13 protein-coding genes are annotated in these 15,444 nt (G+C 65.8%); 8 read left to right on the top strand and 5 right to left on the bottom strand.

Translation table 11 applies throughout. The features are described from left to right. Positions 1 to 9: 9 nt before the first annotated feature. Entirely contained in the window at positions 10 to 786 is a 777-nt protein-coding gene (locus tag RAD15_RS13605; protein ID WP_458178156.1) for an SDR family NAD(P)-dependent oxidoreductase, read from the bottom strand. 75 nt (positions 787 to 861) lie between these two features. Between RAD15_RS13605 and RAD15_RS13600 the strand changes: the two genes are divergently transcribed. Then, positions 862 to 1,326: a MarR family winged helix-turn-helix transcriptional regulator gene (locus tag RAD15_RS13600; protein WP_458178154.1), complete on the top strand. Its 465-nt coding sequence runs from the start codon at positions 862 to 864 to the stop codon at positions 1,324 to 1,326. A gap of 91 nt (positions 1,327 to 1,417) precedes the next feature. Here the strand turns inward: RAD15_RS13600 and RAD15_RS13595 are convergent, their stop codons facing one another. Further along, the gene (locus RAD15_RS13595; protein ID WP_458178152.1) at positions 1,418 to 2,212 is read right to left on the bottom strand and encodes an SDR family oxidoreductase; all 795 of its coding nucleotides are present in this window, start codon (positions 2,210 to 2,212) and stop codon (positions 1,418 to 1,420) included. A gap of 65 nt (positions 2,213 to 2,277) precedes the next feature. After that, the gene (gene trhA, locus RAD15_RS13590) at positions 2,278 to 2,973 is read right to left on the bottom strand and encodes a PAQR family membrane homeostasis protein TrhA (RefSeq protein ID WP_458178150.1); all 696 of its coding nucleotides are present in this window, start codon (positions 2,971 to 2,973) and stop codon (positions 2,278 to 2,280) included. A 184-nt stretch (positions 2,974 to 3,157) separates the two neighbouring features. Between trhA and RAD15_RS13585 the strand changes: the two genes are divergently transcribed. Both RAD15_RS13585 and RAD15_RS13580 read left to right on the top strand, forming a co-directional pair. After that, positions 3,158 to 4,627, top strand: coding sequence for a YcjX family protein (locus RAD15_RS13585; RefSeq protein WP_458178148.1), 1,470 nt, complete (start codon positions 3,158 to 3,160; stop codon positions 4,625 to 4,627). Then, on the top strand, positions 4,624 to 5,652 hold the full coding sequence (locus RAD15_RS13580) for a YcjF family protein (RefSeq protein WP_458178146.1): 1,029 nt from the start codon (positions 4,624 to 4,626) through the stop codon (positions 5,650 to 5,652). Before RAD15_RS13585 ends, RAD15_RS13580 begins: the two co-directional genes overlap by 4 nt. A gap of 177 nt (positions 5,653 to 5,829) precedes the next feature. Here RAD15_RS13580 and RAD15_RS13575 read toward each other — a convergent pair whose 3' ends face one another. After that, positions 5,830 to 7,359, bottom strand: a complete 1,530-nt coding sequence (locus tag RAD15_RS13575; RefSeq protein ID WP_458178575.1) for a glycosyltransferase family 39 protein — start codon at positions 7,357 to 7,359, stop codon at positions 5,830 to 5,832. Positions 7,360 to 7,779: 420 nt separating this feature from the next. Here RAD15_RS13575 and RAD15_RS13570 point away from each other — a divergent pair, with 420 nt between their 5' ends. The 4 genes from RAD15_RS13570 to RAD15_RS13555 all read left to right on the top strand — a co-directional run bounded on the left by RAD15_RS13570 (position 7,780) and on the right by RAD15_RS13555 (position 11,677). Next, on the top strand, positions 7,780 to 9,513 hold the full coding sequence (locus tag RAD15_RS13570) for an adenylate/guanylate cyclase domain-containing protein (protein WP_458178144.1): 1,734 nt from the start codon (positions 7,780 to 7,782) through the stop codon (positions 9,511 to 9,513). A gap of 235 nt (positions 9,514 to 9,748) precedes the next feature. After that, positions 9,749 to 10,948 (top strand): SorA family sulfite dehydrogenase catalytic subunit, encoded by a 1,200-nt coding sequence (sorA, locus tag RAD15_RS13565; RefSeq protein WP_458178142.1) that lies wholly within the window; start codon positions 9,749 to 9,751, stop codon positions 10,946 to 10,948. A gap of 12 nt (positions 10,949 to 10,960) precedes the next feature. Then, positions 10,961 to 11,269 (top strand): SorB family sulfite dehydrogenase c-type cytochrome subunit, encoded by a 309-nt coding sequence (gene sorB, locus RAD15_RS13560; protein WP_458178141.1) that lies wholly within the window; start codon positions 10,961 to 10,963, stop codon positions 11,267 to 11,269. A gap of 207 nt (positions 11,270 to 11,476) precedes the next feature. Then, complete coding sequence (locus RAD15_RS13555) at positions 11,477 to 11,677, top strand: cold-shock protein (RefSeq protein ID WP_008134691.1); 201 nt, start codon at positions 11,477 to 11,479, stop codon at positions 11,675 to 11,677. Between the two features lie 167 nt (positions 11,678 to 11,844). Here RAD15_RS13555 and RAD15_RS13550 read toward each other — a convergent pair whose 3' ends face one another. Then, the gene (locus tag RAD15_RS13550; protein ID WP_458178140.1) at positions 11,845 to 12,306 is read right to left on the bottom strand and encodes an Lrp/AsnC ligand binding domain-containing protein; all 462 of its coding nucleotides are present in this window, start codon (positions 12,304 to 12,306) and stop codon (positions 11,845 to 11,847) included. A 114-nt stretch (positions 12,307 to 12,420) separates the two neighbouring features. Here RAD15_RS13550 and putA point away from each other — a divergent pair, with 114 nt between their 5' ends. Beyond that, positions 12,421 to 15,420 carry a bifunctional proline dehydrogenase/L-glutamate gamma-semialdehyde dehydrogenase PutA gene (gene putA / locus RAD15_RS13545; RefSeq protein ID WP_458178139.1) on the top strand — a complete coding sequence of 1,000 codons (3,000 nt, stop codon included), beginning with the start codon at positions 12,421 to 12,423 and terminating at the stop codon, positions 15,418 to 15,420. Positions 15,421 to 15,444 lie beyond the last annotated feature (24 nt).

The raw sequence follows: 15,444 nt of genomic DNA, 5'->3' as shown, positions 1-15,444 counted from the left end.
CTCCACACACTACGACGCCAAAAATCCCCCATCCGCCGCCAGCACGTGCCCGACCACGTACGACGACGCATCCGACGACAGCCACACCACCGCTTCCGCCACCTCCTCCGGGCTGCCCATCCGCCGCAGCGGCAGGCCGGCACTGACGGTTGCGATATCACCGACGCCGGCGCGCAGCATCATGTCGGTGACGACGCGGCCTGGCGCGATGGCGTTGATACGGATGCCACGCGGGGCGTTTTCCATCGCCGCCGAGCGCGTCAGCGAGATCGCGGCGGCCTTCGAAGCCGAATAGAGCGAGAAGCCGGGATTGGGATTGCGCACGCCGCTGACGGAGGCGTTGACGACGATGCTGCCGCGTCCCTGCGCCAGCATCGCCGGCAATTGATGGCGCAGGCACAAAAACAGCGCCCGGACATTGGTGTCGAACACGCTGTCGTAGATGTCAGTGCCCTGCTCTTCCAGCGGCGCGCGGCGCTCCTGGAAGCCGGCATTGTTGAAGGCGACGTCGAGCCGGCCGCAACGCTCGACGGCTGTGCGAACGAGGCGCGCGACGTCGTCTTCCCGCGTGATGTCGGTCTTGAGCGCAATCGCTTCCGCACCGAGCTCGCGGCACGCTGAAGCTGTCGCCTCGATCTCGGCTTCGCGCCGGCCGGCGACGATGACCGCCTCCGCCCCTTCAGACGCCATCCGCAAGGCCGTGGCGCGGCCGATGCCGCTGCCGCCGCCCGTGACCAGGCACACCTTGCCCTTCATCCGCATCCCCGCAGGCAAAGTTCCGCTCATGGCTCACTCCAAAACGCTTGCGCGCGGCGCTGCGCGCAGATAGTTGTATGATACAACTATGCGCAGGGAGTCAAGATGGCCGAGCTTTCGCTGATCGACGACATCCGCGCCGCTTCGCGGTTGATGGTGCGCGAGCTCGGCTTCATGGATGCGACGGTGGCGGCGTCGGACTATCCGCCCTCGGCCGTGCATACGATCCTGGAGATCGGCATCCGCGGCCCCATGACGTCAGGCGAGCTCGGCGATTTTCTGCGGCTGGAGAAATCCAGCGTCAGCCGCCTGGTGCGCAAGCTGATCGATTGCGGCGAGCTCAGGGAGACGCCGGATGAGCTTGATGCACGCAGCAAGAGGCTGTCGCTGACGGCGAAGGGACGCCGCACGATGGAGGCGCTGCATGGGTTCGGGCGGCAGCAGGTGAGCGGCGCGCTGGCGGCGCTGACGGCGGCGGAGCAACGTACGGTGCGCGAGGGGATGATGCTCTATGCGCGAGCGTTACGGCAGAGCCGGGTGGAGGATGAGGCGGCGGCGTCTGCTGCTTAACCACCAGGACCCATTACCACACCATAGAGAGATCACGCGGTATGGGTCCTGGCTTTCGCCAGGACGACACCGAAATTGTGGCGCCCCTCCCCTACTTCCCGAACTCCTCCCGCATCTTCGCCTGGATCTTGGCCATGCCGCCGATCCAGCGGTCGTAATTCTCGGTCTTCTTGCGCATGTAGCCGAGCACCTGGGGGTGCGGCAGGATCAGGAAGGTTTCCTGATCGAGGCCGGCGAGCACGTCCTTCGCCACCTGCTCGGCCGTGAGATCGCCGTCGCCGGATTGCGGGCCCTTGGGGATCGAGCGCAGCATGTTGGTGTCGACGCCCTGCGGGCAGAGGATCGAGACCTTGATGTTGTCAGCCTTGTGCGAGATCGCGAGGTTTTCGGCAAAGCCGACCGCAGCGTGCTTCGTCGTCGAATAGGCCGGGCTGCCGACCTGCGACAAGAGGCCCGCGGCCGAGATGGTGTTGAGGAAATAACCGCCGCCACGCGTCTTCATGCGGGGGATGAGATGTCGCGCCGCATAGACGTGGGCCATGACGTGAATCGCCCAGCTGCGTTGCCACGGCTCGTCGGAGGCGCCGCCGGCGTTCACCGACATCGGGTCGAAGCCGCCGCCGATGCCGGCATTGGAGCAGAACAATGCGATCGGGCCGAACTGCCGCTCGGTCTCCTCGATGACGTGGGCGACGTCCTTTTCCTGCGCGACGTCGCATTTGAAGGCCGCGCCATCCACCATGGCGGCGACCGCCCGCGCATTGGCGGCATCCATATCCGCGACGACGACCTTGGCGGCGCCCGCCCTGTGAAAGGCCTCGCACAGCGCCTTGCCGATGCCGTTTGCGCCGCCCGTGACGACCACGACCTTGCCGGTCACCTGCATGCGACGTCTCCTCTTGTCTTATACCGCTTTATACCGCGTCGCTTATTCCGCGTCGCGGATTCTGCTTAGCTCAACACGAGGTCGAGCACCGCGGTATAATGGCACGCCGCACCGGCCAAGACAAAGCCGTGCCAGATCGCATTCTGGAAGCGCAGCCGCCGCCAGGCGTGGAAGATCACGCCAAAGCTGTAGAGCAGGCCGCCCGCAAGGATGAAGCCCAGCACCAGCGCGGGCAGCGCCCTGACCACGGCGTCGTAGAGCATCACGCCGCTCCAGCCCATCGCAAGATAGATGCCGACCGAGAGGCGGTCGAACCGGCCGGGGCAACAGAGCTTGAGCACAATGCCGAGGATTGCGACGCACCAGACGCCGGCGAGAAGCACCAGCGCGAACACGCTGTCCTTCACCTCCAGGATGAACGGCGTGTAGGTCGCGGCGATCAGGAGGTAAATCGCGGAATGATCGAACCGCCGCAGCAGCCATTTGGCCGGCGACACCGGCCAGAGATTATAGGTCGCCGACAGCACCAGCATCGACAGCAGCCCGGCGACATAGATCGAGACGCCGACGATGTTGGTCGCATCGGCATAGACCGCCGTCAGCACCACCAGCACGGTCGCGGCGATGATGCCGAAGAGCACGCCGATCGCGTGGACGACACCGTCGGCGATCAGCTCGGCGCGGTCATAGTTCCAGCCGATCACGTCGGCTGCGACGTGAACGGAGGTGGACGCGAACTGTTTCAGTTGGAAGACGGTCATGGCAATCCGCAAAGGCTAAGGCAATGCCCTCTTGTATGGGTCTTTCGGGACCGGCGCGTCGTTCAAACGGCTGATTTGCCGACAAAGACGGTGGAAGTATGAAAGCTTGATTTTCCTCAGGCAGTTGCCACTTTTGTGACTAGTCCGTTTTGCGTATCCCGCGCCCGAGCCCCCTCACGTTCATATGGCATTCAGTTTCCAGGATATGGTCGAGGAGGCGCGCCTGTCGGCCCGGGCGCTGATCGACTATGGCGAGCACTTCTTCAACCCGACGGTGCGGCTTGGCGTCACCGGCCTGTCGCGGGCCGGTAAGACGGTGTTCATCACCGCGCTGATCCACGGCCTCACCCGCGGCGGCCGGTTTCCGGTGTTCGAGGCCTATGCCTCGGGCCGGGTTGCGCGGGCGCATCTGGCGCCGCAACCGGACGATGCCGTGCCGCGCTTTGCCTATGAGAACCATCTGCGCGCACTGGTCGAGGAGCGGCGCTGGCCGAACTCGACCGTGGATATCAGCGAGCTGCGCCTCGTCATCGACTATCAGCGCCAGAACGGCGCGGACCGCACCTTGACGCTCGACATCGTCGACTATCCCGGCGAATGGCTGCTCGACCTGCCGCTGCTCCAGAAGAGCTATGAGCAATGGTCGGCGGAGAGCCTCGCGCTGTCGCGCGAGGCGCCGCGCGCGCATCTTGCCGGCGAATGGCACGCGCATCTCGCCACGCTCAAGCCCGAGGCGCGCGAGGACGAGCAGGCCACGCTGACGGCTGCAAAGCTCTTCACCGGCTATTTGCGCGCTTGCCGCGACGAGCGCTTCGCGATGAGCCTGCTGCCGCCCGGCCGCTTCCTGATGCCCGGCAATCTCGCCGACACGCCGGCGCTGACCTTTGCGCCGCTCGACGTTCCCGCAGGCGGCCAGGCACCGGAGGGATCGCTGTGGGCGATGATGGTGCGCCGTTATGAGGCCTACAAGGACGTGGTGGTGCGGCCGTTCTTCCGCGACCATTTTGCCCGGCTCGATCGCCAGATCGTGCTGGCCGATGCGCTCGCCGCGTTCAACTCGGGCCCTGAGGCACTGCACGATCTCGAAGCGGCGCTCGCAGGAATCCTCGACTGCTTCAATACCGGCCGCAGCACATTCCTCTCCAGCCTGTTCCGGCCGCGCATCGACCGCATCCTGTTCGCGGCGACCAAGGCGGACCATCTGCATCATTCCAGCCACGACCGGCTCGAGGCCGTGCTGCGCCGTGCTGTGACCCAGGCGGTCGCGCGCGCGGAGAATACCGGCGCAGAGATCGACGTGGTGGCGCTTGCCGCGGTGCGCGCCACCCGCGAGGCACAGGTCGCGCATGGCCGCGACAAATTGCCGTCGATCCTGGGAACGCCGGCCGCGGGCGAAAGCGCCGGCGGCGAGTTCTTCGACGGCAACACGGAGGTCGCAACGTTTCCAGGCGACCTGCCGCTCGATCCCGAGCCGCTGTTCAACGGCAGGGATGCGTTCCAGGGCCTATCGACACAGGTCGCCGAAAAGAGCGACTTCCGCTTCCTGCGCTTCCGGCCGCCCAAGCTCGAACGCGAGGGTGCTAACGAGCCGGCGCTGCCACATATCCGCCTCGACCGTGCCTTGCAGTTCCTGATCGGAGACAAGCTCGCATGAACGACCGATCGAAGCCACGGCGGCCGGCGACGTTCCGGCTCGACGATCCCGGCGTCGTCGTCACAGAATCCGACGAGACCAGCCGGCTGAGCCGCGCCACCATCCAGATCACGCCGGAGCACGATCCTCAGGCGCTGCCGGTGCCGGTTCAAACCGCGCGACCGGCGCGGCGCGGTTTCCCCTGGGGCGCACTGTTCTGGTCCGGGCTCGCCGGGCTGACGCTGCTCGGCACAGGGCTCGGCGTGGTGCGGCTAATCGAGGATCTGTTTGCGCGCAGCCAAAGTCTCGGCTTCGTCGGGCTCTCCTTCGCGTTCGTCACTGCGCTCGCGCTCGCGGTGGTGATCGGACGCGAGGCGTTCGGCCTCGCACGTCTGGCGACGATCGAGAAGCTGCATCAGCACGCCGCCGCGGTGCTCGCCAGCGACGACCGCAAGGAGAGCCGCGTGATCGTGCAGGATCTCCTGAAGATCGCACACCAGAATCCACAGCTGGCGCGCGCCCGCGCCACGCTGGAGAGCCACACCGGTGAGATCATCGACGGCGCCGACATGATCCGCCTCGCCGAGCGCGAGTTGATGTCGCCGCTGGATGCCGAGGCGCGGCGGCTGGTGTCGTCAGCTGCGCAAAAGGTCTCGATCGTCACCGCGGTGAGCCCACGCGCGGCGATCGACGTGCTGTTCGTGTTCGTCGCCGCACTGCGCCTGATCCGCCAGCTCGCGTACCTCTACGGCGGCCGTCCCGGCGCACTCGGCATGATCCGCCTGCTCCGCCACGTCATCGCCCATCTCGCCATCACCGGCGGCATGGCCGCAAGCGACAGCCTGGTGCAGCAGATGCTCGGCCATGGGATTGCAGCAAAACTGTCGCAGCGGCTGGGCGAAGGCGTGCTCAATGGTCTGCTGACGGCGCGGCTTGGATTGGCCGCGATCGACGTCACGCGTCCGTTGCCATTCGCGGCGCTGCCGCCGCCAAAACTGTCGGACCTCGCTACGGATTTGTTGCGGAGAAAAGAGGACGAGGAGTAGCCCGCTTCTTCCCCCTCTCCCCTTGCGGGAGAGGGTGGCTCGCCGCGAAGCGGCGAGACGGGTGAGGGGTATTTCTCCGCGAGTCCAACTCTCATCTGAATGCGCGGACGGAGACCCCTCATCCGGCGCTTTGCGCCACCTTCTCCCACAAGAGGAGAAGAAAGAAGAGCTGCCGCTCTATCCGAGCGAACGCACTTCGAACTCCCCAGCCAGCACCTTCCATTGAAACAGCGGCGAGTCCTTCGGCGGGGACAGCTCGGGGGTCCAGCCGGTGAGCCTTTCAATTACATAGGTATCCGTGAGAACGCCGCGCCAGCGGCGCTCGACCTCGCCGAACTGCTCGCGTTTCGCCGGGATATTCTCCCACAGCGGCGCGCGATTGTCGGGCATACGACCGACATAGATGCCGGCGTGGCCCCTGATCCGGTCCATGCCGGGATCGCGGAAATCCTGGAAGCGGCCGCGCTCGTTGATTTCGATGACGGGCACGCGGCCCCGGAACAGCCAGCGCATCATGGCGTAGGTGCGGTAGTCCGTCGTGGCGATCCAGGTCGCGCCGGTCTCGTCCAGCGCGGCCTGCGCGCGCGCCGCAACCTGCTCGTAGCCGGACTCGGCGCCGATCGGATCGATCTTGCCGAGCAGATTCCAGGGCGCCGCGACGTAATAGAGAAACACAATGACGACGAAGGCGATGCCCGAGACCACCGCCGTATTCACCCAGAACAGGCTCGACCGGATCAGCCCCGCCGACCATTTCTCACGCGACAGCATCACAAGGTTGACGGCGGCGGCGGCGAAGCCGACCGGCCACATGAACATCGGCCAGGTGTCGCCGACCCGAAGCGTCAGCGATTTGAAGAGGAAATAGAGGAACGGCACCAGCACCGACGTCGAGAGCAGAATCGCGACCGGCTCACGCGTGCGATAGCCGCGCCATGCCGTCAGCACCAGGCCCGTCAGCACCACCGGCAGCATGACGAAGCCGACCAGGCCGAATTGCAAGCCGATGTAGTCGCCGAGGGTGCGGAACGAGATGCCGTAATTGGCGGTGGCGCGCACGCCCTGGAAGCGGAACGAGGCCCAATCATGCTGCACGTTCCAGATCAGCACAGGCGAGAACGCCGCGATCGCGACCAGCACCGCAAGATAGGGGTAAGGGCTGCGCAGCCAGCGCCAGCGCCAATCCGGCACCAGCAGAAAGGCGGCAACCGCCGGTGCGAACATGATCGCGGTGAATTTCGACAGCATCGACAGCCCGGCGAACAGGCCCGCCGCGAGCCACCAGCGGCCATCGCCGCTCTGCGCCAGCCGCACCAGCGACCACATCATCGCCGCCGCGAACGGGATCATGGCGACATCGGGCGCGACCTTGGCCATCAGCAGGCCGTAATAGAGCGCGGCCTCCGGCATCAGCACCGCGAACACGACGGCGCGCGCATCATGGGTGAGGCGGCGGACGATGTCGGCGAGCAGCAACTGCGTCACCAGCATCGCGACGATGCCGCCGAAGCGAACGCCGAGCGTGGTGTCGCCGAAGATCGCGGTTCCGAAACGGATCAGCCAGGCGATGCCCGGGGGATGATCGAGGAAGCTGAGCGCTGCCTCCTTCGACCAGGTCCAGTAATAAGCCTCGTCCGTGCGCAGCTCGATCGCGGAGGCATAGACGATGCGGAGCACGGTCATGGCGGCAATGATCAGCGCGGCCATGAGGATGAGGCGGCGTTCGGCGCCGTCTGGCTTCGCAGAGATGTCGGGAACGATCGTCACGGCCGCGCTTTTCCCCGACTTGGGAGGGGGAGTCAATGTAGGGAGGGCTGGCGCCGCATACACTACTGTCGTCCCGGGGCGCGACGTAGTCGCGAGCCCGGGACCCATAACCACAGGGTGGAGTCGTGGCGCGGGCGGGTAACCACGAGTCTTCGCCAAACGCCTCCCTGGGGTTATGGGTCCCGGCTCCCGTGCGCAATTGCGCACTATGCCGGGACGACAACGGATGCGCGCAAGGGCGCGCCTTTGCCCACCCTACGGTTCTGTAACCTTGCCGCGCATGTGATCGGGCAAGCTGTCCACCCCCGGAATTAAACGCTACGCTGGCTGATCTCCTTCGAGAACTGATACAATCGAATCATGGCCGCCACCGCTCTTTCACGAATGTCCGAACTTGTCCGCGGCACCAGTGCGCGGCAGGTGCGGCTCATCTGCGGCGTCATCCTGTTCTCTTATGTCGTTAGCCACTTCCTCAACCATGCGCTCGGCAACATCTCGGTCGATGCCATGGAGGCCGGCGTCCACTACCACATGCTGTTCTGGCAGTTCCTGCCTGTTGCGATCGTGTTCTACACAGCCGCGCTCACTCATATGGGGCTCGGCGTCTACGCGCTGTATCAGCGCCGGCAGTTCCGGTGGAAGACCATCGAGCCGCTGCAACTCGTGCTCGGCTTGAGCATCCCCGCGCTCGTCATGGCGCATGTGATCGGCGTACGGCTCGGCCAGACCCTGTATGGACACCAGAAGCTCTATCCGCAGGAACTCTATCTGTTCTTCATCGGGTCGAACCGCATCTGGAGCATGACAATCCTGCTGATCATCGCCTGGGTCCATGGCTGCATCGGCATCTATTTCTGGCTCCGCCTCAAGCCGTTCTTCACGCGCGCCGCGCCCTATCTGCTCGCGGCCGCCGTGCTGGTTCCGACGCTGTCGCTGCTCGGCGTCTACCAGGGTGGCCGCAGCGTCGAAATCGAGGCCGACGACGGGGAATGGCGCACCCATAATCTCACCCGCCGCCAGCTCGGCTCGACTGCCGAAGCCGCGACGCTCGACCGTATCACGAGCGGACTCACCGTCACTTATTTCGGACTGCTGGGACTTGCGCTGGCGGCACGCGGCGTGCGCGCCTGGCGCGAGCGGCGCGGCGGCATGATCGCGCTGTCCTACGGCAACGGCAAGACGGTCCGGGTGCCAAAGGGCCTCTCCGTGCTGGAAGCGAGCCTGCGCCACAACGTGCCGCATGCCAGCGTCTGCGGCGGCCGCGCCCGCTGCTCGACCTGCCGCATCCGCATCATCGGCGATCATGGCGCCCTGCCCGAGCCGTCGCAGCGCGAAGCCTTCGTATTGACCCGCGTCGGCACCGCCGATCCTTCGATCCGCCTCGCCTGCCAGCTGCGGCCGACGTCCGACCTCTCCTTCTTCCAGCTGTTCACGGCGCAGACGCTGTCGGCAAACGCACAGGCCTCGACGCCAGCGAGGATCGGCCAGGAGCGCTATCTCGTCAGCCTGTTCGTGGACATGCGCGGCTCGACGCAGCTGGCCGAGAAACGGCTGCCGTTCGACACCGTCTTCATCGTCAACCGCTTCCTCGGCGCGGTCTCGCAGGCCGTGATCGAGAACGGCGGCCAGCCGAACCAGTTCGTCGGCGACGGCATGCTGGCGCTGTTCGGGCTCAGCGCCGATCCGCAAGAAGCCTGCCGGCAGGCGCTGAAGGCCGCTAGCGGCATCGCCACCCATATCGACGAGCTCAACGAGCTTCTCAGCCACGATCTGCGCCAGCCGATCCGCTTCGGCATCGGCATTCACGGCGGCGAGGTCATCATCGGCGACATCGGCTATCGCGATCACGTCGTCTTCACCGCGCTGGGCGATGCCGTCAACGTCGCCGCCCGCCTCCAGGACATGACCAAGACGCTGGCCTGCGAGGCGATCGTCTCGGAGGAGGTCCGCCGCACCGCGGGCCTTCCCGACGATGTGCTGCCGCAGCACGAGGCCGCAATCCGCGGCCGCGACGAGCCAATGACCGTGCGCGTGGTCGCTGATGCGAGGAAGCTGGCGGCGCTGGTCGATCGCGGAGCACAGGTCGCGGCGTGACAAGCAAGCCACAAGGGCGGCGCGCTCCCTCTCCCGCTTGCTGGAGAGGTGCACCGAGGCTGCAGCTACAGCTCGGCTCAATCTCGTTACAAGCGTAACACCGGCTTGCTGCAACGCAGCGGCATGGGCTTGCTGCGAAAGCACGAATTGACTTCATCCAAATCGTTGCGACAGATGTGCGCGGGCCTCGCGGTGATGACCGCCGGCCAACGAAAAGCTCCGGGAGGAGACCAGAATGTTCGATCGACGCGACCTGCTCAAAGGAGCGGGCCTTGCCGCCATGGCGGCAGCACTGAACTCAACCAAGGCGCTGGCCCTCGACACCGTCACCCTGCCATTCGCCAATGGCGAACGGCCGCTGGTGAGATATCCTCAGAAGCGGCCGTTGATCGGCCTGACCAGCCGGCCGCCGCAGCTCGAGACGCCGTTCGCGGTGTTCAACGACGGCCCGATCACGCCCAACAACGCATTCTTCGTGCGCTACCATCTCTCGGACCTGCCCTACAATCTCGACCCCGACAAGTTCACGCTCGAGGTCAAGGGCAAGGTCGACAAGCCGCTCAAGCTGTCGCTGAAAGACATCAAGAAGATGAAGGCGACCGAGATCGTCGCCGTCAACCAGTGCTCCGGCAACAGCCGCGGTTTCTCCGAGCCGCGCGTCGCCGGCGGACAGCTCGCCAACGGCGCCATGGGCAATGCGCGCTGGCGCGGCGTGCCGCTGAAGGCGGTGCTGGAGATGGCGGGCGTGCAGAGCGGCGCCAAGCAAGTGACGTTCAACGGCATGGACGGGCCGGTCAGCGACAAGACGCCTGATTTCGTCAAGGCGCTCGATATCGATCACGCCATCGACGGCGAGGTGATGCTGGCCTATGGCATGAACGGCGAGGACCTGCCGTTCCTCAACGGCTTTCCGCTGCGCCTGATCGTGCCCGGCTATTACGGCACCTACTGGGTCAAGCACCTCAACGAGATCACCGTCATCGACAGCGTCTATGACGGCTTCTGGATGAAGTCGGCCTATCGCATTCCTGATACGCCGAACAACGCGATCGAGCCCGGTACGGCGCCGAAGGCGACGATCCCGATCAACCGCTTCACCATCCGCTCCTTCATCACCAGCGTGCCTGATGGCGCCAAGCTGAAGGCCGGCAGCATCACGTTGCGCGGCATCGCCTTCGACGGCGGCAAGGGCATCAAGGACGTCCAGGTCTCCACCGACGGCGGCAAGACCTGGACCAACGCCAAGCTCGGCAAGGATCTCGGCAAATACTCATTCCGCGAATGGAAGCTGCCGGTGAAGCTCGCGGCGGGCAATGTCGAGCTCAAGGTGCGCGCCACCGGCAATGGCGGCGAGACGCAGCCGGACCAGCCGCGCTGGAACCCGGCGGGTTATTTGCGCAACGTGGTCGAAACCGTCCGCGTCAGCGTGGCCTGAAGGAGAATGATCATGCAACGCACCGCTCTCCTCGCCGTCTCGCTCGCCCTCGCCACCGGCATCGGTGCCGTGACGGCGGCACCGGTCAATTACAAGCTCCCGGACGAGGTCGCCGCCTTCAGGCCCGGACCCAATCTCGAGGTGGTGCAGGGCAATTGCAGCGCCTGCCACTCGGCCGACTACATCAACACGCAGCCGCCGATGAAGGACAAGAAGGCCTTCTGGCAGGCCGAGGTGACCAAGATGATCAAGGTCTATGGCGCGCCGATCGACGATGCCGATGTCGGCAAGATCGTCGATTACCTGGCCACGACTTATTGACCGACGATGCGGCGCGTGCGGCCAATTGACCGCGAAACGGGCAAAACCGGTAAAAACGCCGCGAAGTTGAGCGGAATTCGGCAAAAGGCCGATGTGGTTTGAGCTACCAAGCCGGCCACATTCCGCGTATCCTGTTAGGACCGAACCGGCCGGTTGGCGGGGACTGGCGGTTCGAGATCTCGGAGGAAGACCCGCGGAGAAGACGTGATGGCTAAAGGTACGGTCAAGTGGTTCAACCCGACGAAGGGTTATGGATTTATCCAGCCTGCGTCGGGCGGCAAGGATGTGTTCGTGCATATCTCGGCAGTGCAGAAAGCCGGTCTGTCATCCCTCAATGAGGGGCAGACGGTTGAATACGAAGAGATCGCAAACCGGGGCAAGACCTCCGCAGAGAACCTCAAAGTATAAGCCCGCCGGCCTTTGCTGACTCCCGGATCGCTCCGGGAGCGGGCCAAAAAAATTTAGAAGACGGTCAGTGCATTCGACGACAGGCGTTGCGACTGCACGCGGAAGGCTATTTTGCCGAGAAGACCGCTGTTCAACGCCGCAGCAATGACAATCGCGACGGCACTTCGTCAGCCCACCGGCAACGGGGCGTCGCGCTTGATCTCTTCCATCACCGCATAGGTCCGCGTCTCGCGCACGCCCGGCATCGACAGCAGGGTCTCGCCGAGGAAGCGTCGATAGGCGGTCATGTCCGCAAGCCGCGCCTTCACAAGATAGTCGAAGCCGCCGGCAACCATGTGACACTCCAGTACTTCGGGCGCGAGTTTCACCGCGCGGGCAAAGCGCTCGAAATTGTCGGGCGTGGTCTTGTCGAGCAGCACCTCGACGAACACCAGAAGGCCGAGACCGAGCCGGTGCGGATTGAGCCGCGCGCCGTAGCCTTCGACAAAGCCCTCCCGTTGCAACCGCTTCAACCGCTCCCCGATCGAGGTCGCCGACAGCCCGATGCGCTCCGCGAGCTCGACATTGGCGATTCGGCCATCTTCCTGCAAAATCGCGAGGATTTTCCGGTCGATCTTATCAAGTTCCATATTTTATCAGATCGTTCTGCTATCTATCTTCATTTCCTAAGGCAAAATCTCTAATTTGTCTATCGAACTACGGTAACGCGGGCTCTATCCTGGATTTCAGCCACAGGACACGCCATGCCGAACATTCCGCCGCCCTTCTCCGCCCCCTACACGCCCGAGGATGCCGAGATCGCCGCGCGCCTCCTGCCGGCGTCGCATCTCGGCCCGCCGCAGGAGGCGCGGATCGACCGCACCGCGACGCGGCTGATCGAGGCGATCCGCAAGCGCGACGACCGGCTCGGCGGCGTCGAGGACATGCTGCGGGAGTTCGCGCTCTCGACCAAGGAAGGCCTCGCCTTGATGGTGCTGGCCGAGGCGCTGTTGCGCGTACCCGACGCTCGCACCGCCGACCAGTTCATCGAGGACAAGCTCGGCGAGGGTGACTTCATCCACCACGAGACCAAGTCCACCGCCTTCCTGGTCAACGCCTCGGCCTGGGCGCTCGGCCTGTCGGCGCGGGTGATCCAGCCCGGCGAGACACCGGACGGCACCATCGGCCGCCTGGTGAAGCGGCTCGGCGCGCCGGCGGTGCGCACCGCCACGCGCCAGGCGATGCGGCTGATGGGCAATCATTTCGTGTTGGGTGAGACCATCGAGCAGGCGCTGGAGCGGGGACGGTCGCGCTCCGGTGAGAGGCCGCGCTATTCCTTCGACATGCTCGGCGAAGGCGCGCGCACGGCGGCGGACGCCATGCGTTATTTCGACGCCTATGCCAGCGCGATCGAAACGATCGGCAAGGCGGCCGGCGGCCATCCGCTGCCCGACCGGCCCGGCATCTCCGTCAAACTCTCGGCGCTGCATCCGCGCTTCGAGACGATCAGCCGCGAGCGCGTGATGCGTGAACTGGTGCCGCAGCTGCTGGACCTCGCGCAGCGCGCCAAGGCGCATGACCTCAACTTCACCGTCGATGCCGAGGAAGCCGACCGGCTGGAGCTGTCGCTCGACGTGATCGCGGCAACGCTGGCCGATGCCTCGCTGGCCGGCTGGGACGGCTTTGGCCTCGCGATCCAGGCCTATCAGAAGCGCGCCGGCGCGGTGATCGACTATGTCGATGCGCTGGCGCGGGCGCATGACCGCAAGCTGATGGTGCGGCTGGTCAAGGGCGCCTATTGGGACACCGAGATCAAGCGCGCACAGGAGCGCGGGCTCGACGGCTATCCCGTGTTCACGCGCAAGGCGATGACGGACCTGAACTACGTCGCCTGCGCCGCGAAGCTGCTGGCCTTGCGGCCGCGCATCTTCCCGCAATTCGCCACCCACAACGCGCTGACGGTCGCGACCGTGCTGGAGCTTGCGCAGGACGGCGGCGGCTTCGAGTTCCAGCGCCTGCACGGCATGGGTGAAGCGCTGTACGAGCAGCTCGCCAAGGACCACCCCGACATCGCCCACCGCACCTATGCACCGGTCGGCAGCCATCGCGATTTGCTCGCCTATCTGGTGCGACGGCTGCTCGAGAACGGCGCCAACTCCTCGTTCGTGGCGCAGGCCGCGGATTATCGCGTGCCGGTGCCGGCGCTGTTGCAGCGTCCGGCGGATGCCATCGTCCGACCACAACAGGCGGCGCATCCGAAAATCCCGCTGCCGGGCGACCTGTTCGCGCCGGAGCGGCGCAATTCGCGCGGCGTCGAATTCGGCGCGCGCGCCGCCCTCGATCAGTTGCTCGCTGACGTCAAGACCGCGACGGCCGACCTCAGGCCGATCGCCGACGCCACGCCGGATCAGGCGAACGCGGCGATGGCAGCAAGCCACGCAGGCTTTGCCGCCTGGAGCCGGACGCCTGCCGGAACGCGTGCGGCTGCGCTGGAGCAGGCTGCGCATCTGCTGGAGAGCCGGAGCGCCCATTTCATCGCGCTGCTGCAAGCCGAGGGCGGCAAGACGCTCGACGACGCGCTCTCCGAGTTGCGCGAAGCCGCCGACTTCTGCCGCTATTATGCCGCACAGGGCCGCAAGCTGTTCGGCAGCGAGGCGACGATGCCGGGCCCAACCGGCGAAAGCAACGCGCTCGCCCTGCGCGGCCGCGGCGTCTTCGTCGCGATCTCGCCCTGGAATTTTCCGCTCGCGATCTTCCTCGGCCAGGTCACGGCCGCGCTGATGGCCGGCAATTGCGTCGTCGCAAAGCCCGCCGAGCAGACACCGCGCATCGCGCGCGAGGCCGTCGCCCTGCTGCACGAGGCCGGCATTCCCAGGAGCGCGCTGCATCTCGCCACCGGCGATGGCCGCGTCGGTGCCGTTCTGACCGCGCACCCCGATATCGCGGGCGTCGTCTTCACCGGCTCGACCGAGATTGCACGCCTGATCAACCGGACGCTCGCCGCCAAGGACGGGCCGATCGTGCCGCTGATCGCGGAGACCGGCGGCATCAACGCCATGATCGCCGATGCGACCGCGCTGCCCGAGCAGGTCGCCGACGACGTCGTGACCTCCGCGTTCCGTTCCGCCGGCCAGCGCTGCTCGGCGCTGCGGCTGCTGTTCGTGCAGGAGGACGTCGCCGACCGCATGATCGAGATGATCGCAGGCGCCGCGCGTGAACTGAAGATCGGCAATCCCGGCGATGTCGCGACCCATGTCGGCCCGGTGATCGACCAGGAGGCCAAGCAGCGTCTCGATGCGCATATCGCGCGGATGAAGAGCGAGGCGCGGCTGCACCTTGCCGGCACGACGCCGGAGGGCTGCTTCGTCGCCCCGCACATCTTCGAGCTCAAGGACGCCGGCCAGCTCAAGGAGGAGGTGTTCGGCCCGATCCTGCATGTCGTGCGCTATCGCGCGGAAAACCTCGAACGCGTGCTGCAGGCGATCGAGCGCACCGGCTACGGGCTTACGCTCGGCGTCCATTCCCGCATCGACGACACCATCGAAGCCATCATCGACCGCGTCCAGGTCGGCAACATCTATGTCAACCGCAACATGATCGGCGCCGTGGTCGGCGTGCAGCCGTTCGGCGGCAACGGCCTGTCCGGAACCGGCCCCAAGGCCGGCGGCCCGCACTACCTCGCCCGCTTCGCGACCGAGCAGACCGTGACGATCAATACGGCGGCAGCCGGCGGCAACGCGGCGTTGCTTGCGGGAGAGGAGTGAGGCCCTGCGCCCGGCGCCGTTGCA

It is taken from the genome of Bradyrhizobium sp. 14AA (genome assembly GCF_054185205.1).
This window is presented reverse-complemented; position numbering and strand designations above follow the sequence as displayed.